Source organism: Bradyrhizobium sp. 21 (genome assembly GCF_023073335.1).
Taxonomy (GTDB): Bacteria; Pseudomonadota; Alphaproteobacteria; order Rhizobiales; family Xanthobacteraceae; genus Bradyrhizobium.
Map to the genome: position 1 here is coordinate 84954 of NZ_JADPJG010000011.1, position 23273 is coordinate 108226.

Here is a 23273-nt window from a genome sequence, read left to right on the forward strand (position 1 = left end):
TCACTCCAGATTCTGGACCTGCTCGCGGAACTGCTCGACCACGTTCTTCATGGCGAGCCCCGTATTGGTCAGCTCGATGTCGTTCGACTTCGAGCAGCAGGTGTTGACCTCGCGGTGAAACTCCTGCGCCAGGAAATCGAGCTTGCGGCCGACAGGGCCGCCCTTGCCGATCAGTTCGCGCGCCTGCGCAATGTGCGAGGCGATGCGATCGAGCTCCTCGCGGATGTCGGCCCTGGTCGCGATCAGGATCGCCTCCTGCATCAGGCGGTCGGAATCGAAACGGTCGGAGGTGTCGAGGAGAGTAGCGATCTGCTCGGCGAGCCTGGCCTTGATCGCCTCGGGCTTGCGGCCGGGCGCGGCCTCGGCCTTCTTCGCGAGCTGCTCGACCTCGTCCACCCGCTGGGTCAGGATCTGTCCGAGCGACGTCCCCTCGCGCTTGCGCATCACGACGAGGTCGGCGAGCGCCTTGTCGAAGGACTCGGCCACAGCAGCGCGCGCCGCGTTGTCCTCGTCCTCGTCGCCCTCGGGCTCGGCGACCTCGATCACCCCCTTGATGGCCAAAAGCCCGTCGACGCTCGGCGCGACCGCGTCGACCTTGCCAGCGATCACGGCGGCGGCCTTCAGGACGGCGTTGAGCACGTCCTCATTGACACGCACGGAGGTTGCGGCATTGGCACGCTTGATGGTGAGATTGGCGTAGACGGTGCCGCGCGACAAAAGCTCGGCGGCGCGCTTCTTGGCGTGGGCCTCGAGCTCGTCGAACCCCTGCGGCAGCCGCACCCTGAGGTCAAAGCCCTTGGCGTTGACCGACTTCAATTCCCATTCGAACGTGTACGGCCCGCTCGCGCCGTGGCTTCGGGCAAAGCCGGTCATGGACGACAACGCCATCAGGTCAATTTCTCCAGAAGCACGGGATTCGCGCGGCCATCAGGCCACGCGAATCTTAAGACTATTTTGCAGGAAAGTGGAATCCGCAAAGTCCCGCGGGCAGGTCTGCGCGCAGACCTAGCGCTGGACCACCGGGGGCGAGGGTTGCACCGCGCCCTGCCGGGCCGGCGGTGGACCTGCGGGGCGCGCCGCTGGCGGCTTCTTCTGCTGGTTGGGGCGCGCCGGCGTCGTCGCCGTCGGCGTGTCGGCGGCGCTGGGCGCGGCGGCGGCCGGCGGCTGCGCGTCCTCGGCCGGCTCGACCGTGTCGTTCTGGATCTGCTTTTCCATCGCGCGCAGCTTGGCGACGTTCTTCTGGTGCGCGTCATAGGTCTCGGTGAAGGCATGCCCGCCGGTGCCGTCGGCGACGAAATAGAGGTCGCGGGTGCGGGCCGGGTTGGCGGCGGCTTCCAGCGAAGCGCGGCCGGGGTTGGAGATCGGGCCCGGCGGCAGCCCCTCGATCACATAAGTGTTGTAGGGCGAGGGCTGCGTGATCTCGCTGCGCTTGATCGGACGGCCGAGCGTGCCCTTGCCGCCGACGAGGCCATAGATGATCGTTGGATCGGACTGCAGCTTGATCCGCTGCTTCAGGCGGTTGACGAACACCGCGGCGACGCGGCTGCGCTCGTCCGGCTTGCCGGTCTCCTTCTCCACGATCGAGGCCAGCGTCACCAATTGCTCCGGACTCTTGACCGGAATGTCCTGGCTGCGACGCTCCCAGATCTCGGTCAGCACACGTTTGTGCGCCTGCTGCATGCGCTGGACCACCTGATCGCGCGGGGTCCCGCGGGGGAATTTGTAGGTCTCGGGCAACAGCGTGCCTTCGCGCGGCAGCTCACGCACGCTGCCGGTGAAGATGTCGTTGTCGGTGAGGCGCGCCACGATCTGCTCGGAGGTCAGCCCTTCCGGTATCGTCACGGCATGCTGCACCACCTTGCCCTCGACGATGGTGGCGACGACGTCGCGCAAGGAGGCGTTCTTCTGGAACGAATATTCGCCGGGCTTGAGGTCCGAGCTCGCCTTTAGCGCGGCGACGCTTGCGATGAACACCCACGGATTGACGTCGGTCACGCCTTCCCGGTTCAGCGTCTCGGCGATGTCGCGCTTACCCGCACGCTGCGGGATGTTGACGATCTTGTCCTCCTTCAGCGGCCCCGGCGCCTCGAGCACCTGCCGGCCGTAATAGTACACGCCGCCCGCACCGATCATGGCGATCAGCAGGAGGGTGATGATGGCGTTGCCGACGATCACGAAAGGATTGCGCGCGCGGTCCGATCGCTTCGGCGGCGGCGGGACCTGCTCGGGCTCGAGCGCTGCCCGCGGACTCCGGGGCGAAATGGGCGGCCTTTCACTCATCGAAGCAACCTGAATCCTGCCGGTTCAATCGCGACCAGACAATCGCTTGTCGAGCCAAATGCACGCGCCCGCTTCCATGACTATCGCCGAATACGGCAAAACGGTGGATTCGTCGCAACAACAAACTAATGGACCAGACGCCGGAAGATCACCGACGCGTTGGTACCGCCAAAACCAAAAGAATTCGACAACGCCACGTTGACCTCGCGCTTCTTCGCCTTATGCGGCACGAGGTCGATCGCAGTCTCGACCGACGGATTGTCCAGATTGATGGTCGGCGGCACGACATTATCGCGAATCGCGAGAATGGCGAAGATCGCCTCGATCGCGCCGGCCGCACCCAGAAGATGGCCGGTCGACGACTTGGTCGACGACATCGCGACCTTGGAGGCGGCATTGCCGAGCAGCCGTTCGACGGCACCGAGCTCGATCTCGTCACCGAGCGGTGTCGAGGTGCCGTGCGCGTTAATGTAGTCGAGATCGGATGCCGTGAGGCCGGCGCGCTTGAGCGCCGCCGACATGCTGCGAAAGGCGCCATCGCCGTCGGGCGACGGTGAGGTGATGTGATAGGCATCGCCCGAGAGACCGTAGCCGATCACCTCGGCGTAGATCTTCGCGCCGCGGCGCCTGGCGTGTTCGAGCTCTTCCAGGACCAAAACGCCGGCACCCTCGCCCATCACGAAGCCGTCCCGGTCCTTGTCGTAGGGACGCGAGGCCTTCTCGGGCGTCTCGTTGAAGGCGGTCGAGAGCGCACGCGCGGCGTTGAAGCCGGCGATACCGATGCGGCTGATCGGCGACTCGGCGCCGCCGGCAACCATGACGTCGGCATCGCCCAGCGCGATCAGGCGGGCGGCATCGCCGACCGCATGGGCCCCGGTCGAGCAGGCTGTGACCACCGAATGGTTCGGACCCTTGAGCCCATGCTTGATCGAGACGTAGCCGGAGGCGAGATTGATCAGGCGGCCCGGAATGAAGAACGGAGACACCCGGCGCGGCCCACGCTCCTTCAGGAGGATCGCCGTGTCGGCAATGCCGCTGAGACCGCCGATACCGGAGCCGATCATGGTGCCGGTCGCGCATTTGTCCTCTTCGGTCTCGGGGTGCCAATTGGCATCGTCGAGCGCCTGGCCGGCTGCGGCCATGCCGAAGACGATGAAGTCGTCGACCTTGCGCTGGTCCTTCGGCTCCATCCATTTGTCGGCATTGAACGTGTCGTTGGTACCGTCGCCGCGCACGACCGTGCAGGCAAACTTTGTCTGGAGATCGGAGACATCGAAGCTCTCGATCCCGCGTGCACCGCTTTCGCCGTTGAGGATGCGCTTCCAGGTCGGCTCGACACCGCAGCCGAGTGGCGAAACCATGCCAAGACCCGTGACGACAACCCGCCTCATATCCGAAAACTCCGCATCGAAATATTCACGGCCAATAACAAGAAACCGGCTGACCGCTGGTCAGCGGCCCGTCCGGTTTCAATGTTGTCCCCGCGAAAATGAAGAGCCTTAGCTCTTCGCGTTCTTCTCGAGAAACTTCGTGGCGTCGCCGACGGTGAGAATCGTCTCCGCGGCGTCGTCCGGAATCTCGCAGCCGAATTCTTCTTCGAACGCCATCACCAGCTCGACGGTGTCCAGACTGTCGGCGCCGAGGTCGTCGATGAAGCTCGCAGCATCGACAACCTTCTCGGGTTCAACACCAAGGTGTTCGACCACGATCTTCTTAACCCGCTCGCCAATCTCACTCATTGCATAACCTCGTGTTGTTCCCTGTAGACCCGACCCCCCGGGACGATACGAGCCGTCGTGGTCGTTGACTGCCTTCGCTTACGAACTTTGATTTGGCCCCATCCTTAACCGATGCGGCCCGGCGAACGACGGCCAAGGCTCCGCATCGCCAATATACAGGGTTTCAAAAACCTGCAATGGCGTTCTTTGCCCATCCGTTGAAGGTCCGGTTATCATACTTCAATTGCCTTGACTACAAGCCTCATTTCGCTCCGGAAACGGCCGTTTGCCGCATCCGGCACCGCCCAAGGGGGCATGCGGGATGAGGCGTCAGATCATGGCCATGCCGCCATTGACGTGGATGGTTTGGCCGGTGACGTAGGCCGCTTCGTTCGAACTCAGGTAGACGGCGGCCGCCGCGATGTCCTCGGGCGTCCCAAGGCGAGCGGCCGGAACCTTGGTCAGGATCGTCTCGCGCTGCTTGTCATTGAGTGCATCGGTCATCGGCGTCTTGATGAAACCGGGCGCGATACAGTTCGCGGTCACGCCGCGCTTGGCGTATTCGGCGCCTAACGTCTTGATCATGCCGATCAGGCCCGCCTTGGACGCGGTGTAATTGCCCTGCCCGGGATTGCCGGTGACGCCGACGATCGACGTGATGGCGATGATGCGGCCGAAGCGCTTGCGCATCATCAATTTGGTCGCAGCGCGCGCCAGGCGGAAGGTCGAGGTCAAATTGATATTGATGACCTCCTCCCAGTCCTCGTCGCGGAGCTGAACGAAGAGATTGTCGCGCGTGATGCCGGCATTGGCGACGAGAATGTCGACCTGACCCAGCGCCGCTTCCGCAGCGGGCACCAGCGCCTCGACCTCATCGGCCTTGGAGAGATTGCAGGGCAGCACGTGCGTGCGCTCGCCAAGCTTGCCGGCAAGCTCATCCAGCACGTCCTTGCGCGTTCCTGATATCGCGACTGTGGCGCCCTGCGCGTGCAGCGCCAGCGCGATCGCGCCGCCGATGCCGCCGGTCGCGCCGGTGACGAGCGCCTTTTTGCCAGTCAGATCGAACATTGATAAAAACTCCTCTAGCCCTGCTTCGCAGCGGCCAATGCATCCTTGGCGACGGCAATGTCGTTCGGACCGCCGACCGCAATGCCGACGGCGCCATCCGCAATGCGCTTGACGAGGCCAGTCAGCACCTTGCCGGCGCCGATCTCGAAGAAACGGGTGACACCCTGCCCTGCCATGTAGGCAACCGACTCGCGCCAGCGCACGGTGCCGGTGACCTGCTCGACGAGGCGGCGGCGAATTTCGTCGGGATCGCTGATCGCGCTCGCCAGCACGTTCGACACCAGCGGCGTTGCCGGCGCCTTGATCGTGACCTTGGCCAGCGCCTCCGCCATCGCGTCCGCGGCCGGCTGCATCAGCTTGCAATGGAACGGCGCCGACACGGGCAGAAGCATCGCGCGCTTGGCGCCCTTGGTCTTGGCGATCTCGACGGCGCGATCAACCGCCGCCTTGTCGCCGGAAACCACCACCTGCCCGCCGCCATTGTCGTTGGCAGCCTGGCAGACCTGGCCCTGCGCCGCCTCGCCGGCGACCTGCATGGCCGTCTCGTAGTCGAGGCCAAGCAGCGCGGCCATCGCGCCGGCGCCAACTGGCACGGCCTTTTGCATTGCGAGACCGCGGGTGCGAAGCAGCCGTGCGGTGTCGGAAATCGTCAGGCTGCCGGCCGCAGCCAGCGCCGAATATTCACCGAGCGAGTGGCCGGCGACAAAGGCCGCGTCCCGCCCCACGGAAAATCCGGCTTCCGCCTCGAGCACGCGCAGGGTGGCGACAGACACAGCCATCAGGGCGGGCTGGGCGTTCTGGGTGAGCTGGAGGGTTTCTGCCGGACCATCCCAGATGATCGACGTCAGCTTCTCCCCCAGCGCGGCATCGACCTCGTCGAACACGGCGCGCGCCACCGGAAAGGCATCGGCCAAGGCCTTGCTCATACCGACCGCCTGGGAACCCTGCCCCGGAAATGTGAATGCTGCCGTCATCGGCGCTCCCTGGATCGCTCGAGCAGTTGTCTTGAGAACCCGGCAGCCGACTACGTCCGGCCCGAGCCTTGGTTCCCGATCGTGCTCCGAAGGGGGCCGTAGACACTGTCCAGGGCCGGAATGTCAAGCCAGGATGGCAGCTTCAACCGGCATTCAACGCAAGATGCGGCTCGCTAGAATCCGCCGGCCGTCTGGTTGGCGTCAACCTCCGACCCCGCCTGCGCGCGGCGCGCGCTGTTCACCAATTGACCCGGCCGGTCATCGCGGCTCGGCTTCGCGGTCGCAAGCCGCAGCACCGCGGCGTAACCCGGTTGCACCTCCATGCGGCTCGCGTGCCGGCTCTCGCTCAGCAGGCGATGAACCTTCGGCAGATTGTAGCAGGGCACGTAGAACAGGAGATGATGTTCGAGGTGATAGTTCACATAGTACGGCGCGATGAACAGGCGCTCGAAAACATTGGCATGCGTGGTGCGGGTGTTGCGCAAGGGATCGCTGCTGTCGGGCACGACGGCGTGCTCGGCGATGTTGCGGATGCGGGTGATGACCATCATCCAGGTGAGCAGCGGCACCAGCCATAGCAGCGGATAGGCCCACCACACGCCCGCCGCCGCGAGGCCAGCGAACATCGCGGTGTTGACCAGACATTGCGGGCCGAGCTTCTCCCAAAAATGCGCGGCGCGCTGGCGCCATGACAAATCCTTCGGCCCAAGCGCATTGAACAACTGCGCCTTGCGCTGCTGGTAGCCGGTCTGTCCGGTGATGTCGCGGATGAACTTGCGGCGATAGCTCAGCCTCGTGATCGGAAACGGCGCCGACAGCACGAGATCGGGATCATCCTCCTGCTGGGTGCGCGCATGATGCTGAAGGTGATAGCGCCGGTAGCTGCGCGTCTCCGCGAAGAGTGGATAGGCACAGAACCACTGGCTCAGGGTCAGATTGGTCTTCTCGTCGGCGGACAGGCAGCCATGTGCACCGTCATGCATGAGGATCGCGAGCCCAAGCTGGCGCGAGCCGATGATGGCGACGGCGAGAATATAGGCAATCGGATTGGGCCACCACGCGACCAAGGCGATTGCGGCCACGATGAGCGCCCAGGCGTGCGCGATCAGCGCGACGCCTTTCCACGTCACGCGTTGGCGCACACCGGCGAGTTGATCGTCGGTCAGGAAATCGCGGGCACGCATGCGAAGCGCGGTCATGGCCTAACCCTCCTCATTCGAATCGTTTGATGGGTCGCGCCCGTCGACGAGACGCAGCCGCGCCGTGTCGCCAACGGATTTCGCCTGTTCGCCCAGCACGCGCAGCATCTCGGCGCACAGCGCCTCGGGCGAACGGCCCATGGCGTAACCTTCCAGGATGACGCCGATGGCGACGGCCCAGAACCGCCGCGAGCTTTCGTCGGGCGCACGCAGGGAGCGCCAGCCGTGCCGCGCGACCTGACTTGCATAGGCCCGCGCACCTTCACTGTGCAGACGCTCGATCGTGCGCTCGACCAGCGGCGCGAGATCCTGGCGCCGCCGCGTCAGCGTCAGCGCCTCGGCGAAGAAGGCCACCGAATCGCTCGCCGTCACGGTCCCGGCCAGCGCGTGGGTGTAATCCCCAGGCGTGCGCGCCGTCAGGGCCGCCTGCTCCGTCGCGCGCGCCAAATACAGGAGCTCGCGGCAGGCGCATTCGACGAACAGCGCCTCCTTGGTGCGGAAGTAATAGGTGATCTGGCTCGGAAACGCGTCCGCGGCGGCCGCAATGTCGGTGATCGCGGTGCCGGACAGCCCGCGCTCCCGGAACAAGGGGCTCGCGGCATCCAGCAGCAGCGAGCGCATTTTGCGGCCGGCCGAGCGGGTCGCACGGGCAGCGTGCTTGGGGTCGCTGGCCGCCTCGAGCGGCTCCTGGGCCGACTTTTCTGCCATTGGGATCGCTCCGTTGATTTATTTGTATGACATACAAACAAATAAATCAAGCCGGTAAGGTATCCGGCGTGGGTCGGGCCTCCCGCATCAGGACCATCCGGGTCGAAAACGCGGCCCGCAACCTTGCAAAGGCGGCCAAAATCCGTATAAGGCGCGCATCCGCAGACCCCGGCCGGGAGCTGAACGGACGGTCTCAGCAAATCATTCGTGATTTTGATGTGGCAGGGCCAGTCGGCCCGTCGTCCCGTGTTTCCGCCTTCTGAGCTTAATCCCAGAGTCCTTTCCCAAGGCCTCTTAAGGGCTTGACGCCGGGCGATGCGCCAACATGAGGAAAGGACTTCCATGGCTCTCTATGAGCATGTTTTTCTCGCGCGCCAAGACGCGAGCACGCAGCAGGTCGAAGAGCTGACTGCGCAGATGACCGGCATCGTCGAGGGTCTCGGCGGCAAGGTCACCAAGACCGAGAATTGGGGCGTACGCTCCCTCACCTACCGCATGAACAAGAACCGCAAGGCGCATTTCGTGCTGCTCAACATCGACGCGCCGTCCGCGGCGATCGCCGAGATCGAACGCCAGGAGCGCATCAGCGAGGACGTGATCCGCTACATCAGCGTCCGCGTCGAGGAACTCGAGGAAGGCCCGTCGGCGATGATGCGCAAGGCCGACCGTGACCGCGAGCGTGACGACCGTGGCGGCGGCTTCCGTGGCGATCGCGAAGGCGGTGGCTTCCGTGGCGACCGCGAGGGCGGCTTCCGTGGTGGCGATCGCGACGGTGGTGGCTTCCGCGGTGATCGCGGCCCGCGCCGTCCGCGCGAAGACGCTGAAACCACTGCCACCACCACCACGACGGACGGGGAGTAACAACAATGGCTGAAGCTGGTGCACGCCGTCCGTTTTTTCGTCGTCGCAAGAGCTGCCCGTTCACGGGCGCGAATGCTCCGAAGATCGACTACAAGGACTCCAAGCTGTTGATGCGTTACGTCTCCGAGCGCGGCAAGATCGTGCCGAGCCGCATCACCGCGGTGTCCGCGAAGAAGCAGCGTGAGCTCGCCCGCGCCATCAAGCGCGCGCGCTTCCTGGGCCTGCTGCCCTACGTCATTCGCTAAGACGAACTCGGCCGACGGCGACATCGCCGCCGGCCGCATTCTAAAGCGCGATATCATCGCGCTTTAGGTTATCGTTTGAGCATGATCTTTTCGGAAAACCGCTGCACACTTTTCCGGATCATGCTTGAGTTTCATAAGGCTTCCGGGTCGTCCGGTCGCCGATGGTTGGGGCGAGATGCCTCTAACCGCTCGAAGGGAGCGGGACAGCTGATGATGACCTTTGGACTGATAGCCCTCATCGCCGGCGCCGCCTCGGCGCTGATGTTCGCCTCGATCGTCTCGGGCGCGCTGATCTCGCTCGTCCTGTTCTATCTCGCACCGCTGCCGCTGATGGTCGCCTCGATCGGCTGGGGGCCGCTTTGCGCGAGCCTTGGCGGCATCGCCGCAGCGCTTGGCCTCGGCGCGCTGTTCGGCCTGCCCTATTGCATCGCCTTCGCCGTTACCGTCGCACTGCCGGCCTGGTGGCTCGGCCATCTCGTCCTGCTCAGCCGGCAAGTGGGACCGGCCGCGCCGGAAGCCGCCACCGAGCCACCGGCCGCGCTTGATCTCGAATGGTATCCGGTCGGCCGCATCCTGCTGTGGATCGCGGGATTCGCCACGCTGACCACGATCGCCGCCCTGCTCACGCTCGGCACCGACGCCGAGACCATCACCGGTGCGCTGCGCCGTGGCTTGATGCGCCTCCTCCGCGCCGCCGACCCGCAGACATCAGGCGAGACCGACCAATTCATCGACGCACTGGTGCGGATCGCGCCGGCCGCCGCCACCATCGTCGCGATGATGACGCTGACCCTCAACCTCTGGCTCAGCGCCAAGGTGACGGCGACGTCGGGCCGGCTACGGCGCCCCTGGCCGGACATGATGACGGCGGAGCTGCCGCCGATGACGCTCGTGGCGCTCTGCATCGCGCTCGCCTTCAGCTTCACCGGCGGACTGCTTGCGATCGTCGCGCAGATCACCACGGCGGCGCTGATGATGGGATATGCGCTGGCCGGCTTTGCTGTGCTGCATACGCTGACGCTGGCGCTGAAGAGCCGCACCTTCTGGCTCGGCTCGACCTACGCCGTCGTGGTCGTGTTCGGGTGGCCCGTCGTCGCGATGGTGATCCTCGGCCTCGCGGATGCCGTGTTCGGGCTGCGCGAACGCTTCCTGCGCAGCCGCCAACCACCGCCACTGCCGACGCCGACCTCTTAAGTCCAACCCCGAAGATCCAACTCACTCAACACTTCATAGGAGAACGAATATGGAAGTCATTTTGCTGGAACGCGTCAACAAGCTCGGTCATATGGGCGAAGTCGTGAAGGTTCGCGACGGCTATGCCCGCAACTTCCTGCTCAAGCGCGGCAAGGCGCTGCGCGCCACCGCCGACAACCGCGCCAGGTACGACGGCATGAAGGCCGATCTCGAGGCCCGCAACCTCGAGAGCAAGGGCGAGGCCTCCAAGGTTGCCGAGAAGATCCAGGGCAAGAACATCATCGTGATCCGTCAGGCATCGGAAGCCGGCCAGCTGTTCGGCTCGGTCAACGTGCGCGACATCGTCGTGGCGTTCGAAGCCGACGGCGTTTCGCTGTCCCGCCCGCAGGTGCAGCTCGACGCGCCGATCAAGACCATCGGCAAGCACACCATCACCGTTGCCATCCACCCCGAGGTCGAGATCGATATCTCCGTCACGGTTGCGCGCAGCCAGGACGAGGCCGAGCGCATCAACCGCGGCGAAGACATCTCGACCCGCAACGAAGACCGGGATGCTGCCGCCGAAGCGATTGCCGCCGCCGGCGAGTTCTTCGATCCGGAAGCCCAGCAGGACGACGCCGAGCCGGCGCCGGCTGCGGAAGAGACCGAGAAGTAAGCCTCGCGTTCGCGCACGCTGCGAAGCCCGGCCGCCTCAGGCGGCCGGGCTTTTCGTTTCGGCGATGACGTCCTCGCCCAGCATCGCGATCGAGGCCAGCGCCGTTGCGGTATGCTTCTCGACGCCGTCGCTGACGCAGAACACGTCGGCTGCGACCACGGAGACCTGACGCCCCGGCTTGATCACCCTCGCCCGGCAAATCAGCTTCTCGCCGACCGCGGGCGACAACAAATTGAGCTTGTACTCCGCCGTCAGCGCCGGCTGGCCGCGCGAGGTCGCGGCTGCGATCGTCGTGGCGTTGTCGACCAGGAAGGCGGTGACGCCGCCATGGAAGAAGCCGTGCTGTTGCAAAAGCTCCGGCCGACGTTCCACCGCGAGCGTGCAGGTGCCGCGCGACAGTTCCGAAAGTTCGGCGCCAACCAGATTCATAAAACCCTGCCGACCGACATTGGCGTGGATGCGCTCGGCGACGGCTGCGAATTCGGGATCTGCTTTGCTTTGCATGGCCACTCCTTATTGCTTGTTGACGCGGTCGGGGGGCCGCAGCGCACGGTTGGCGCAAGCGATCAACGTGTCGGCATCGGTGCGCGGATCGGCGCGGTCGCGTCCCGAGAGGAAGGCGCGGCAGAAAATCTGCGCGGGCCCGATGAGCTGGCTGACCAACATCACCGGCGTCATCGGCAAGAGCTCGCCACGCGCGACCAGCGGCGCGCGCCAGCGCTCGATGCCCTCGGCAAGGCGCGCGTTCTGCGCACGCTGGGCATCGCGCACGTCCTCGCCCCATTCGCTGCGCGAGATTTCGAACAGATAGCGCGCCTCGCGGCGGCTGGTCACGACCCAGTCGAGATGGGCCCGGATCAGGCGCTCGATGCCCTCGCCGGCATCGGGGACGGGATCGAGCGCGGCCAGCATCGCGGCGTGATAGTGCCTGAGCACTTCCAGGAACAGCGCACCCGCCAGCTCCTTCTTCGAGCCGAAGACGTGGAAGAAGCTGCCATTGGAGGCGCGCGCCCGGGCGCGGATCGCGGCCACCGTGGCGGCTTCGAAGCCGACGCGGTCGAACACGAAAAGCCCCGCCGCCAACAAATCCTCGCGCATGCTCGCGGTCACGGACGCCCTCCTAGAGGTGCACTCTAGAGTAATACTCTAATCGCGGTCAAGACGAAGGCCGCGGATGGATGCGGCCTTCGCAAGTCGAGCGGAAGATGGGGGATTCTTATCGTGAAATCGGCGGGGCCGGCGGACCGGACGATTCGGCTGGCGCCGTGGCGGTCGCGGGCGGCGCCGGCTCCGGCGATTTCGCTACCGGTTCGGAGCTGGCGGCCGGCTTGGGAGCAACCTCCTCGGCCGGCTTGGGCGCAGCCGGCTCGGCGGGCTTCGCGGCGGCCGGTGCAGCCGGCGTCACCTGCGGCACCGGATCGGGCCGCAGCGCCGGAGCATCGCTGCCGCGCGGTTCGACCTTGGCGCTCTCCGGCTTGGCCTCGGCGGGCTTCTCGGACGGTTTGCTGCTTTCGGACTTGCTGGCTTCAGGTTTGGTCTCGCCGGAGTCCACCTTCGCAGTCTCGGGCTTAGACTCGGGCTTGGGCTCGGGCTTCGGCTCACCCTTCTTGTCGCCTGCCGCCGGCGCCGCGGCGTCGTCCTTCGGCGCCTCTTCGCTCTCCGGCTTGCCACGCTTGCCGAGACGCTTGGCCTTGCGCCCTTCGGGTGCGGCCTGGCCTTCGGGCTTCGCGCCTTCCTTCGTTCCTTCTTCGGCCGGCCGCGCCATACGCTTCTGACGCGCGCCCTCGGCTGCGGGAGCGGCCCCCTCGCCGTCAGGCCTGGCGGACTCCTGGGAACGTTGCCGGCGACCCTGACGTTCAGGTGACCGCGCGGGATTGGTATTGGCTTCCTTGTCCTTGTCCTTGTCCTTGTCCTTGGCGCCGTCCTTCTTGTCCTTGCCGTCCTTGGCCTGGTAGCGGGTGTCGGCGGCGCCGTTGGAGACGAGATAGGAAGCGAGCACGCCCGCCATGTCGGGGCTGGTCGTGTAATGCTGACGCAGGAAGCCCGGCAGCGAGCCCGGCGCCACGGTCTTCAACAGGCCGCGCGGGCTCTTGTGGCAGGCATTGCAGGTCTGCGTGAAAAGCTGGGATGGGGCCTTGCCGGCCTCGAGGTTCGTCGCCTGCGCAAGAACGGCATCGGTCGCGCCGAAGCCGATCAGAAACAACACCGTCGCGAGGCTGAGCGCTCGGCTCGACATTCCCATCATCTCCATTGAATTCCGAGAGGTACAGCCGGCAGGCGGCGCGGCGGCGGGTCACCTTTTAGCGGATTGAGCTGCGAATGGAAGCAGGCTCCGCGCGCAAGGATGTGATTAAGCGCTTTTGGAATATCGGCTTTGAACCCAGCGCAATAGCGGGATCGAAGCCCCTTCCCCAGATTTGGATGCAAACGCATAGGAACCAGAGCGGGACCTGAGTGTCGGATGTGAAGGCCGGGTTAGTCGCATCTCTTCGGGTTCGCTCGAAAAGGGAAGGTGTCGATGGACCGATTGTTGCGTGGATTCCTGTCTCAGTTCGTTCGCCGCGGGTCGTTGACGGTGACCACGGCAAAGGGATCGAAGTTCGCCGTCGGCGACGGCTCGGGCGAGCCGATTGCCGTCCGTTTCGTCACTGCGGAGGCAGAACGAAAGATCCTCGTCAATCCCGAGCTCGGGCTTGGCGAGGCCTATATGGACGGCGAGTTCGTCGTCGAGCGCAGCAGCATAGCTGATGCCCTCGCGATCCTGCTCGATCAACCCGACCTATTGCCGCAGTGGGCAAAACCCTGGTGGCACCTGCGCTATTTGACGCGGCACCTGAAGCAGTTCAATCCGCGCTCGCGCTCGCGCAGCAACGTCGCACATCATTACGACCTCGACGCGCGGCTCTACTCGCTCTTCCTCGATGCCGACAAGCAATATAGCTGCGCCTATTTCGAGACGCCGGAGACGACGCTCGACGATGCGCAGCTCGCCAAGAAGCGGCACATCACTGCGAAGTTGCGCGTCAAGCGTGGCCAGCGCGTGCTCGACATCGGCTCGGGCTGGGGCGGGCTGGGGCGGGCTGGGGCTCTATCTCGCGGAGATCGCCGGCGCCGACGTTACCGGCATCACGCTGTCGACCGAGCAGTTGCAGGTCGCCACTGCGCGCGCGACCGAGAAGGGTCTGACCAGATCGGCACGCTTCCTGCTCCAGGACTATCGCGACATTGACGGCCCGTTTGACCGGATCGTCTCGGTCGGCATGTTCGAGCATGTTGGAGCGAGGTTCTACGACGCCTATTTAGCGCTGCGCCGAGCTCCTGAACGAGGACGGTGTCATGCTTCTGCACTCGATCGGCCGCTCGCAAGGCCCGGACTCGACCAATCCCTGGATCGCGAAATACATCTTCCCCGGCGGCTATATCCCCGCTTTGTCGGAAGTGCTGCCGGCGATCGAGCGTGCTGGTCTGCTGATCTGCGATATCGAGGTCCTGCGCCTGCACTACGCCGAGACGCTGAAGGCCTGGCGGGAACGCTTCCTGGCCCGGCGCGAGGAAGCGATACAGCTCTACGACGAGCGTTTCGCGCTGATGTGGGAATTCTATCTTGCGGCTTGCGAGATGTCGTTCCGCAAGCAGGCGATGATGAACTTCCAGATCCAGCTCACCAAGCGTCAAGGCGTGGTGCCGATGACCCGCGACTACATCGCCCGCGAGGAAGTGCGGCTGCGCGCAATCGAAGGCGGCACCCAGCCGAGGCTGAAACTTGCGGGTGAATAGGTCCTAGTGACGCAGGGTCGAAATCGGGGAAGACCGGAAGGAACTCGTTAACGCCAGTTGCGTCCGCAGTTCGTCCAGAACGTCGGGTGCGACCGGTTGGCGGCGGACGTCCGGCTGCCCGGCATGCTGCATGGCCACGATCAGCCCGGACAGCCAAAGCCGGCTGCCTGCCTCGCTTCGCCAGTTCTGGTGCTGCCGTTCTGGCCGCATCGCTAGCCTCGTTCTCCTGGTGGAGGGTCGTCGGGGACAATCCCCTGCCCGCCTGCCTGTTCCGGCTCTATCCCCGAAAAAATCCGGGGAGATGTGATCTGCTTCACATAAGTCTCGTCGGCCTTGGCCTAGACCGTCGCCATGAGCAAAGAGACCCAAACCTCATTCGACGTGCAGGACGACCTCCGCACCGATTACGCCCTGATCGTCACCGGCGTCGGGGCGGCACTGGTTGCACTGGTCTACCTCCTGCTGGTCTGAAGGCGAGCCGAAAGCTCCCAGCGTGCGTCATTTCGCGCGCCTCTCGATACGTCTGCCCGCCAATCCAATAGGTTCACATCATCGGGCATTTTCCGTGGCGCGGTCGCGAGCGCTGCCAGCGCCGCGACCCGGTTCCGCGAAAATCCGTCAAGCGCGGCGCGTACTGCGGCGCCCAATCATCCACCATTTTAATGATCGGTTGATAGCAGTCAGCTTTTGCTTCCGCTTTGGGCTGCGGCAGCGCTTTATCCCGGCCCCGCATTCGCCCAAGAAATTGTCAACACTCGATCATGGCCCTTACTGATTCGAACATTTTGAAACTCGCTCCCGATGCCGGAACGCCTGCCTACCGGAGCGCGCCGCATAATATCGAGGCGGAACAGAGCCTTCTGGGCGCAATCCTGGTCAACAACGACGCGTTTTATCGCGTCTCCGACTTCCTGGAGCCGAAGCACTATTTCGAGCCGCTGCACCAGACCATCTACGAGACCGCCAGCAGCCTGATCCGGATGGGCAAGATCGCGACGCCGGTGACGCTGAAGACCTTCCTGCCCGCCGACACCGATGTCGGCGGCATGACCATCGGGCAATATCTGGCGCGCCTGGCCGCTGAAGCGACCACCATCATCAACGCCCAGGACTACGGTCGCACCGTCTACGATCTGGCGCTGCGCCGCGACCTGATCGGCATCGGCGAGGACATGGTCAACGTGGCCTATGACGCCCCGGTCGACTTTGCGCCACGGGCGCAGATCGAGGACGCCGAGCGCCGCCTCTACGAGCTTGCCGAATCCGGCCGCTATGACGGCGGCTTCCAGAAATTCTCGCAGGCGTTGGCGGTCGCGGTGGATCTCGCGGCAAAGGCGTTCCAGCGCGACGGCAAGCTGTCGGGCATCTCGACGGGTATGCGCGACCTCGACACCAAGATGGGCGGCCTGCAGTCCTCCGATCTCATCATCGTCGCCGGACGCCCGGGCATGGGCAAGACGTCACTGGCGACCAATATCGCCTACAACGTCGCACGAGCCTACGTTCCGGAAATCCAGGCCGACGGCACCACGAAGGCCGCCAATGGCGGCGTCATCGGCTTCTTCTCCTGCGAAATGTCGGCCGACCAGCTCGCCACGCGTATCGTGGCCGAGCGCACCGGCGTTCCCTCATCCCACATCCGCCGCGGCGGCATCTCGGAAGCCGATTTCGAAAAGATCCGGGAGGTGTCGATCGAGCTGCAATCGCTGCCTTTCTATGTCGACGCGACCGGTGGCCTGTCGATCGCGCAACTGATGGCGCGCGCGCGCCGGCTGAAGCGGCAGAAGGGCCTCGACCTGCTCGTGATCGACTACATCCAGCTGCTGTCCGGTTCGGGCAAGCGGAGCGACAACCGCGTGCAGGAAATCACGGAGATCACGACCAGCCTGAAAGCGCTCGCCAAGGAACTCAACGTTCCCGTGATCGCGCTGTCCCAGCTCTCGCGACAGGTCGAATCCCGCGACGACAAACGGCCGCAGCTCTCCGACTTGCGTGAATCCGGTTCGATCGAGCAGGACGCCGACGTCGTCCTGTTCGTTTATCGCGAGGAATATTACCTCGCGATGAAGGAGCCCCGCCCGGGCACGCCGGAACACGAGAAGTGGCAGCTCGACATGAGTCTTGCGCACGGAAAGGCCGAGGTCATCATCGGCAAGCAGCGCCACGGCCCGACCGGCACCGTCGATTTGGCGTTCGAAGCCTCGGTCACGCGGTTCGGCGACCTCGCGCCTGACAGCCAGATGCCGGCCCGCAGCGGCAACGACTACTGAGTTCCTTGAACCGGGCGTGCCTCTTGCGTAAAACGGCGCCATGACACTGGCGTCCGACCCGAAAATGATCCCGCAATCCGGCCTTCTCTCCGCGGAGGCCAATCAGGCTGCCGCGCTCGCTGCTTATGGCGGCGTGCTCACCGTCGATCTCGATGCCATCATCGCCAATTGGCGCAAGCTCGAGAAGACCGCAGTGCCGGCCGAATGCTCGGCAGTGATCAAGGCCGATGCCTATGGCTGCGGCGCCGAGCAAGTCTCGCGTGCCCTCAACAAGGCCGGCTGCAAGACCTTCTTCGTCGCCACCATCGAGGAAGCGCGCAAGGTGCGCGCGGCGGTGCCGGAGGCCACGATCTACGTGCTCGGCGGCTATTTCCAGAACACCGGCGAGCACTACGCCAGCAGCAACTGCCGGCCGGTGATCGGCGATCTCAATGAGCTCGCGGAATGGGACGTGTTCTGCCGCCGCACCGGCTGGTCCGGGGGCGCCGCCATCCACATCGACACCGGCATGAACCGGCTCGGGCTGACGCTTGCGGAAGCGCAGGCCATCATTCCCCGCATCAATGCCGGCGATCACGGCATCACGCTGGTGATGAGCCATCTGGTTTCGGCCGAGCAGCTCAACAGCCAAGTGAACGCCAAGCAACTCGCGGCCTTCCGCGGCATCGCCAGCGAATTTTCCGGCGTGCCGGCGGCGCTCGCCAATTCGTCCGGCATCTTCCTCGGCGCGCACTTCCAGTTCGACCTGGTGCGGCCAGGCGCCGCGCTCTACGGCGTCAACCCGACGCCGGAGTCCGACAATCCGATGCAGCCGGTGGTCGACCTCAAGGCGCGCATCGTGCAGATCCGCAACGTCGAGCGCGGCGAGAGCGTCGGCTATGGCGGCACCTGGACCGCGCGGCGGCCGACGAAACTGGCGATCATCGCGGTCGGGTATGCCGACGGCTATTTCCGCGCCGCAAGCTCCAATGACGGCACCCGCGGCGCCGAGGTCATCGTCGCCGGCAAGCGTTGTCCGGTCGCGGGCCGCGTCTCCATGGACCTGATCGCGATCGACATCACCGATCTACCGCCGAACGCGGCGCGGCGCGGCCACATGGTGACGCTGATCGGCGAGGGCATCACCGTCGACGAGCTCGCGCATCATTTCGGCACGATCGGCTATGAGGTGCTGACCAGCCTCGGCCGCCGCTATGCCCGAATCTACAAGGGCGGCAACGTCGTGGAGCCACTGACAAAGCCGGCTCCCGCGCAGGCGGTCGAGCAGCAGCCGCCCGCTCCGCCGCCGGTCGAGCAGCCCGCGAGCCCGCCGCCGCTGCCCGGCTGACCTGTTCGGCCGCTTACTTCTTCTTCCTGCTGTCCAGCGCTGTCCTGCAGGTCGCGCTGAGCTGATCGCGCTTGGCGTTGAGACAGGCGACGATGCCGCCGCCCGGTGCGAGGCCGGCGCAGAATTTGTCGTAGTCCGCCTTGCACGCACCCCGGGGATCAGCGGATTGTGCCGGAGCCGCTCCGGAGAATGCGGCGAGCAGTACGATGGCGGCAAAGTTGAACTTGGACATTGTGTCTCCGGTGACGAAACGCGAGAGGCGATCAGCTCTACATGAAGATTGCGACATTCAACATCAACAACATCAATCGCCGCCTGCCCAATCTCTTGGCATGGATGAAAGCGGCGAAACCTGATGTCGTTGCGCTTCAGGAGTTGAAGGCAAGTGATGGCGAATTTCCGGCGGCCGCGATCGAAAAGGCTGGTTACGGCGCAGTGTGGTGTGGACAAAAAACCTGGAACGGCGTCGCCATCCTCGCCCGCAATGCCGAGCCCATACTCACACGCGATCGCTTGCCAGGGAAGCCAGGCGATCACGAAGCCCGCTACATCGAGGCCGCGGTGCGCGGCGTCATCGTCACCAGCATCTACCTGCCGAACGGCAATCCGCAGCCGGGGCCGAAATTCGATTACAAGCTCGACTGGTTCGCGCGGCTCAAGCGCCACGCGAAAACCTTCATCAAGCAGGATCTGCCCGTGGTGCTCGCCGGCGACTACAACGTCGCGCCTGATGAGATCGACATCTATCCGACGCGCTCGTGGGACAAGGATGCCTTGATCCAGCCGAAGAGCCGCGCGGCCTTCGCCTCGCTGGTGGCGCAAGGCTGGTGCGACGCCATCCGCGAACAGCACCCGGAGCAGCGCATCTACACCTTCTGGGATTACAAGCGAAACCGCTGGCCGCGCGATGCGGGCCTGCGGCTCGATCATCTCCTGCTCAGCCCTGCCCTCGTCTCACGGCTGGCCAAGGCTGGTGTCGACAAGAAGGTCCGCGGCGAAGACGGCGCCAGCGACCACGCGCCGGCGTGGATCGTCCTGCGCTAGGTCAACGCCCGTAATATTCCTGCACGGTGTCCCACGCGGCCTTTTGCAACAGCTGCGTCGTCTCCGGATCCAGTCCCATGTTGTAGGAATTGCCGACCGGTGAACGGCCCGTCAGCGCGGCGAGCGTCACGCATGTCGCGAGATACGTGCCGGCGGGACTCGGGTGCCGCTTGTCCGGCGCATAAAGATTGAGCTCAGGCTGGAGCTTGCGCACGCGCGCGAAGGCAAGACCCGCGGGAATGACGAGCGCCTCATTGGCATTGCCTGCGATCGTGTAGGCCTCAGCCAGGCCCTCCGTCATCTCGGGCTTGTCGGCATAAGCCCAGGACATGAACAGCACGGGCCGCATGCCATGGGCGCGGACGATCTCGCTGTCCTTCTTCGCGAACGTAACAAACGCATCCTTCAGTTGCGGATGGATCGGGCACTGACTGCAATCCATCATCACGACCGCGTCGAACTGCCTGCCCGGCTTGTTGAAGACGACGGTGTTTTGCTCGTCGAAGGAATACGCGCCAATGCCGCCCGGCCGCAGCAGATTGTCCATGTCGTGCCAATCGAGGCCGGAGCCGCCGATCGTGGCCATGGTGTTGCGATAAGCCGCCTTGTTTTCAGGATCCCCAGCCCGCTCCATGAAGGAGAGATGCCCGGGCAGGCCGTTATTGTAGTAGAAGAAGCTGTTGCCGACGAACAACGCCGCCTTGGGAAAATCCGGGCCGAGCGAGGTGACCTTCGGCTTGGTCTGCGCCTGGGCATCGAAGCCCGCTGCAACGACCAGACACATTGCGAGCATCACTCGCGCAAAAAGACGCGTCATGGCTTCCTCCCCTTTTTTCTCGGGCCGGAAACAAATCAGCTTTTCAGAATTGCCTCAAGAGGACGAGCGTGCAGCAGACATGCGTCAGCCTGCATGCTCACCACAAATTCCGGCCGTCGATCATGTTCACCGGCACGGCCTCCAGATCGAAATCGTCGAACAGGCGCGCGTTGACGCCGACCTTGGGATTGTCGAAATCGGGCTTGCCGGTCGACCAGTCCGGCGACTCCGAATAGGTGCCGCAGCCGCAGCTTGCGCAGAAATGATGTTTGACCGTGCGGCTGCCCCAGAGATAGGTCGCGACGTTCTCCGCCGGCGACAGCAGCCGAAATTGCGCCGGCGTGTAATAGGCCCACAACGCGCCGCGCTTGGCGCAGAGCGAACAGGTGCAACGGGTCACGCTCGAGGGCGCCTCCGTCACCTCGAACACCGTCTCACCGCAATGACAGCTTGCCTCGATCGGCATGTCCCGCTCTCCGTTTTGTCAGGAGATGGTCGTAGCCGGCCCCTGCTGCCAACATGCTGTCAGCAGCGGAACGCCGCTCTTGGCCCGGGTGCTGCGCGCACCGACTTGCCGCACCAACTCAGCAAAAACATGAAAAACAACCCCATGCACAGTAGCAGACCAATGGCAAATCAATGGGTTACGCATGCTCCGAAACGGGCAAAATACCGGCGGGATGTCTCCGGAAGCGGTCGGCGCCAACAGGACAGTGAACGGGAGAGGCCGCCCGCGAACGACCTCTCCTTCGCGTTCAGCGCAGAGAGGTGATCAGCCTTTTTGAACTGCCGCCGCGGCCTTGCGTATGACGTCGATGACCACATCAGGCTGGGACAGCATTGGCACGTGGCTGCTCGCGACCTCGGTAACTGTCGCTCCCATGCGCTTTGAGACCCAACGTTGCAGATCGGGGTGCACCGTGTGGTCTTTCGTGGCCAGGATGTACCAGCTTGGCTTCGATCTCCACGCAACCCTGTCCGCGCTGAGCTTTTGCTGCTGGAACAGATCGTAGACGGGCGCATAATGCGTCGCCCAAACCAGCTTCTGGTCGGCCTCGGAGAGATCACCTGCGAAGAACTCGGTGCCGCCCGGAAGCATCCAGGCACGCCCATCCGCCACCTCAACGCGAGAGAAAATGTCCGACGGATACTTGTCGAGCTGATCCTGTACGGTTTCGCCGGCATCCGGGGCCACCGCTGCGATGTACACCAGCCCGACCACGCGCTCATCCGCGCCTGCGCCTGTAATCGTGGCCCCGCCGTAAGAATGACCGACCAGGAGAACGGGGCTGCCGACACGATTGAGCGTGCGCTTAACCGTCGCCAGATCCTCCTCGTAAGAGTCCAAACCGTATTGGACGGCAATGACCTCGTGTCCATCGGCCTGCAACGCAGGAATGACCTTACTGAAGCACGAGCCGTCGGCCCAAATCCCGTGGCAGAAAACGATCGTTGGTTTGGCGTTCATGGGAACTTGCCTTCCTGATCACAATTGAAGAGCGACAGGATAGTAAGGAGGCAAGGCGCGTCTTCCGAAATGGCACGGGCAAGGTGTGGTCCTTTCAAAATAGCGATGGACCGATTTTCGAAACGTCTGCTTCGCATCAACAGCGCCGCTTTGACCAGCGCCGCGTCGCGTCCGGTCCGCCCGACAAATCGCAACAGCGTGTCATGCGATGCGAAGGGCCAAACAGGACACCCCTCTTCGGGAAGTCGAAGGCATGAAATTGCGATGGCAAATTGCAGTCCTTGGCGCTGCTCTAACCGGCGCAGCTTTGAGCTACGCTTATACTCATCCCGCAATCGGGGTGGCTGAGCCGTGCCGGAGAAGTTCTCCGGGCGAGGTGACCTGTCCTCCGCCCTAATCGTATCGGGCTTGTTGGTGCCGTGAATTCGATATTCGGTCTCGCCCAGATACATCGCACGCGCCGAGCGGGTTGCCAGGACCTCCTGCCATAAACCGCGGCAGATAAGGCTGACGCGAGACCATCTCCGCAGGCGGATGCCAATCCGGCCATTCTGCCTTACGAGCCACAGTCTGCTCACCGGACCATGTGAAACCTTCGCGGCCAACACCGATCCCGTAGCGCAGTGCCTGCGCGTCGTTCAGGACGAAACAAAGGAATGTGTTCTTGGTATCGATGATCACGGTGCCCGGGGTCTGGCGGCTGGCGTAGTCAACCACCTGCCGCCTTTCCGCGTTTGACCCGCTTACCCCCAAGGTCACTATCCCAAGACAGGTACCCAGTAAAATTTAAGAAACTTCGAAGCGATTTCGCTCAGACTGGAACCGTGGGCGATGGTTAACGCCGGGCTCACGTTCGGCAAGATAGGGTTCCCACGCCCCGCGGATCGCCCGCGTCGCTGGCGGCGGCTAAACTCTCCCGATTCGTGGAGACCGTTTTGGCCTTCCTCTTCGTCCTCACCGTCGGCCTTGTCGCCGGCACCATCTCCGGCATCGTCGGCACCGGCTCGTCGATCATGCTGATGCCGGTGCTGGTCTATGCCTATGGGCCGAAGGAGGCCGTGCCGATCATGGCAGTCGCCTCCGTGATGGCGAATTTCTCGCGGATCCTGGCTTGGTGGCGCGAGGTCGACTGGTGGGCCTGCGCGGCCTATTCGGTCACGGGCATTCCGGCCGCCGTGCTCGGTGCGCGCACGCTGCTGGCGCTACCTTCGCACGCCGTCGATCTTGCCATCGGCGTCTTCCTGATCGCGATGGTGCCGGTCAGGCACTGGCTGGCGCGGCACGATCTCAAGGCCAATCTCTGGCATCTCGCCATCGGCGGCGCGATCATCGGCTATCTCACCGGCATCGTCGTCTCCACCGGCCCGCTCAGCGTCCCGCTGTTTTTGTTCTACGGCCTGTCCAGGGGCGCCTTCCTCGCTACCGAAGCGGCTTCTTCGCTCGGCCTCTACTTCGCGAAGTCCGTGACCTTCGAGCGTTTCGGCGCGCTGACACAGGACGTCTTTATCAAGGGCCTGGTCGCAGGATCTTCGTTGATGGCCGGCGCCTTCATCGCCAAACGCTTCGTGCTGCATCTCAAGCCGGAGATGTTCCGCCTGGTCATGGACGGGATCATGGTCGCGGCGGGGCTCTCCATGCTATGGAGCGCGGCGCAATCCTCCTGACCAG

Annotated in this window: 23 protein-coding genes and 2 pseudogenes; 9 read left to right on the top strand and 16 right to left on the bottom strand. The window is 64.3% G+C overall.

The features are described from left to right. The 8 genes from IVB31_RS13540 to IVB31_RS13575 form a co-directional block, all read right to left on the bottom strand. Window positions 1-888, bottom strand: coding sequence for a YicC/YloC family endoribonuclease (locus IVB31_RS13540; protein WP_247322842.1), 888 nt, complete (start codon window positions 886-888; stop codon window positions 1-3). A 117-nt stretch (window positions 889-1005) separates the two neighbouring features. Next, a complete protein-coding gene (gene mltG, locus IVB31_RS13545) occupies window positions 1006-2280 on the bottom strand; it encodes an endolytic transglycosylase MltG (RefSeq protein ID WP_247322844.1) in 1275 nt (424 codons plus the stop codon). A gap of 125 nt (window positions 2281-2405) precedes the next feature. Further along, on the bottom strand, window positions 2406-3671 hold the full coding sequence (fabF, locus tag IVB31_RS13550; RefSeq protein WP_247322846.1) for a beta-ketoacyl-ACP synthase II: 1266 nt from the start codon (window positions 3669-3671) through the stop codon (window positions 2406-2408). Window positions 3672-3779: 108 nt separating this feature from the next. Continuing rightward, complete coding sequence (locus IVB31_RS13555) at window positions 3780-4019, bottom strand: acyl carrier protein (RefSeq protein WP_006020277.1); 240 nt, start codon at window positions 4017-4019, stop codon at window positions 3780-3782. Between the two features lie 309 nt (window positions 4020-4328). Further along, window positions 4329-5066, bottom strand: coding sequence for a 3-oxoacyl-[acyl-carrier-protein] reductase (gene fabG / locus IVB31_RS13560; RefSeq protein ID WP_247322848.1), 738 nt, complete (start codon window positions 5064-5066; stop codon window positions 4329-4331). Between the two features lie 14 nt (window positions 5067-5080). Beyond that, on the bottom strand, window positions 5081-6040 hold the full coding sequence (gene fabD, locus IVB31_RS13565) for an ACP S-malonyltransferase (protein ID WP_247322859.1): 960 nt from the start codon (window positions 6038-6040) through the stop codon (window positions 5081-5083). A gap of 173 nt (window positions 6041-6213) precedes the next feature. Next, window positions 6214-7239 (bottom strand): fatty acid desaturase family protein, encoded by a 1026-nt coding sequence (locus IVB31_RS13570; protein WP_247322862.1) that lies wholly within the window; start codon window positions 7237-7239, stop codon window positions 6214-6216. A 3-nt stretch (window positions 7240-7242) separates the two neighbouring features. After that, window positions 7243-7947, bottom strand: coding sequence for a TetR/AcrR family transcriptional regulator C-terminal domain-containing protein (locus IVB31_RS13575; protein WP_247322863.1), 705 nt, complete (start codon window positions 7945-7947; stop codon window positions 7243-7245). Window positions 7948-8289: 342 nt separating this feature from the next. On the opposite strand from IVB31_RS13575, the gene rpsF reads away from it, so the two are divergent. The 4 genes from rpsF to rplI all read left to right on the top strand — a co-directional run bounded on the left by rpsF (window position 8290) and on the right by rplI (window position 10902). After that, window positions 8290-8808: a 30S ribosomal protein S6 gene (rpsF, locus tag IVB31_RS13580; protein WP_247322865.1), complete on the top strand. Its 519-nt coding sequence runs from the start codon at window positions 8290-8292 to the stop codon at window positions 8806-8808. Window positions 8809-8813: 5 nt separating this feature from the next. Continuing rightward, window positions 8814-9053: a 30S ribosomal protein S18 gene (gene rpsR / locus IVB31_RS13585; protein WP_007592020.1), complete on the top strand. Its 240-nt coding sequence runs from the start codon at window positions 8814-8816 to the stop codon at window positions 9051-9053. A gap of 210 nt (window positions 9054-9263) precedes the next feature. Then, on the top strand, window positions 9264-10247 hold the full coding sequence (locus IVB31_RS13590; protein WP_247322867.1) for a hypothetical protein: 984 nt from the start codon (window positions 9264-9266) through the stop codon (window positions 10245-10247). Between the two features lie 49 nt (window positions 10248-10296). Continuing rightward, window positions 10297-10902 carry a 50S ribosomal protein L9 gene (gene rplI, locus IVB31_RS13595; protein WP_247322869.1) on the top strand — a complete coding sequence of 202 codons (606 nt, stop codon included), beginning with the start codon at window positions 10297-10299 and terminating at the stop codon, window positions 10900-10902. A 36-nt stretch (window positions 10903-10938) separates the two neighbouring features. Here the strand turns inward: rplI and IVB31_RS13600 are convergent, their stop codons facing one another. From IVB31_RS13600 to IVB31_RS13610, 3 genes are all read right to left on the bottom strand, one after another. After that, complete coding sequence (locus IVB31_RS13600) at window positions 10939-11406, bottom strand: PaaI family thioesterase (protein WP_247322872.1); 468 nt, start codon at window positions 11404-11406, stop codon at window positions 10939-10941. Window positions 11407-11415: 9 nt separating this feature from the next. After that, complete coding sequence (locus IVB31_RS13605) at window positions 11416-12012, bottom strand: TetR/AcrR family transcriptional regulator (RefSeq protein ID WP_247322873.1); 597 nt, start codon at window positions 12010-12012, stop codon at window positions 11416-11418. Between the two features lie 106 nt (window positions 12013-12118). Beyond that, window positions 12119-13138 carry a hypothetical protein gene (locus tag IVB31_RS13610; RefSeq protein ID WP_247322876.1) on the bottom strand — a complete coding sequence of 340 codons (1020 nt, stop codon included), beginning with the start codon at window positions 13136-13138 and terminating at the stop codon, window positions 12119-12121. Window positions 13139-13420: 282 nt separating this feature from the next. On the opposite strand from IVB31_RS13610, the pseudogene IVB31_RS13615 reads away from it, so the two are divergent. The 3 genes and pseudogenes from IVB31_RS13615 to alr all read left to right on the top strand — a co-directional run bounded on the left by IVB31_RS13615 (window position 13421) and on the right by alr (window position 18276). Then, window positions 13421-14679, top strand: a pseudogene (locus IVB31_RS13615) (cyclopropane-fatty-acyl-phospholipid synthase family protein). Between the two features lie 761 nt (window positions 14680-15440). Next, window positions 15441-16949 (top strand): replicative DNA helicase, encoded by a 1509-nt coding sequence (locus IVB31_RS13620; RefSeq protein WP_247322878.1) that lies wholly within the window; start codon window positions 15441-15443, stop codon window positions 16947-16949. A 46-nt stretch (window positions 16950-16995) separates the two neighbouring features. After that, window positions 16996-18276 carry an alanine racemase gene (gene alr / locus IVB31_RS13625; protein WP_247322970.1) on the top strand — a complete coding sequence of 427 codons (1281 nt, stop codon included), beginning with the start codon at window positions 16996-16998 and terminating at the stop codon, window positions 18274-18276. A gap of 13 nt (window positions 18277-18289) precedes the next feature. On the opposite strand, the gene IVB31_RS13630 is transcribed toward alr, so the two are convergent. Further along, window positions 18290-18508: a cysteine rich repeat-containing protein gene (locus tag IVB31_RS13630; protein ID WP_247322880.1), complete on the bottom strand. Its 219-nt coding sequence runs from the start codon at window positions 18506-18508 to the stop codon at window positions 18290-18292. Window positions 18509-18549: 41 nt separating this feature from the next. Here IVB31_RS13630 and IVB31_RS13635 point away from each other — a divergent pair, with 41 nt between their 5' ends. After that, window positions 18550-19320: an exodeoxyribonuclease III gene (locus tag IVB31_RS13635; protein ID WP_247322882.1), complete on the top strand. Its 771-nt coding sequence runs from the start codon at window positions 18550-18552 to the stop codon at window positions 19318-19320. A gap of 1 nt (window position 19321) precedes the next feature. Here the strand turns inward: IVB31_RS13635 and IVB31_RS13640 are convergent, their stop codons facing one another. From IVB31_RS13640 to IVB31_RS13655, 4 genes and pseudogenes are all read right to left on the bottom strand, one after another. After that, window positions 19322-20137, bottom strand: coding sequence for a hypothetical protein (locus IVB31_RS13640; RefSeq protein WP_247322885.1), 816 nt, complete (start codon window positions 20135-20137; stop codon window positions 19322-19324). Window positions 20138-20234: 97 nt separating this feature from the next. After that, window positions 20235-20603 (bottom strand): GFA family protein, encoded by a 369-nt coding sequence (locus IVB31_RS13645; RefSeq protein WP_247322887.1) that lies wholly within the window; start codon window positions 20601-20603, stop codon window positions 20235-20237. 306 nt (window positions 20604-20909) lie between these two features. After that, complete coding sequence (locus tag IVB31_RS13650) at window positions 20910-21605, bottom strand: alpha/beta hydrolase (RefSeq protein ID WP_247322889.1); 696 nt, start codon at window positions 21603-21605, stop codon at window positions 20910-20912. A gap of 395 nt (window positions 21606-22000) precedes the next feature. After that, window positions 22001-22328: pseudogene (locus IVB31_RS13655) on the bottom strand (L,D-transpeptidase); the annotation flags it as partial. A gap of 212 nt (window positions 22329-22540) precedes the next feature. On the opposite strand from IVB31_RS13655, the gene IVB31_RS13660 reads away from it, so the two are divergent. Then, complete coding sequence (locus IVB31_RS13660) at window positions 22541-23269, top strand: sulfite exporter TauE/SafE family protein (protein ID WP_247322891.1); 729 nt, start codon at window positions 22541-22543, stop codon at window positions 23267-23269. The last annotated feature ends 4 nt before the right edge of the window (window positions 23270-23273 follow it).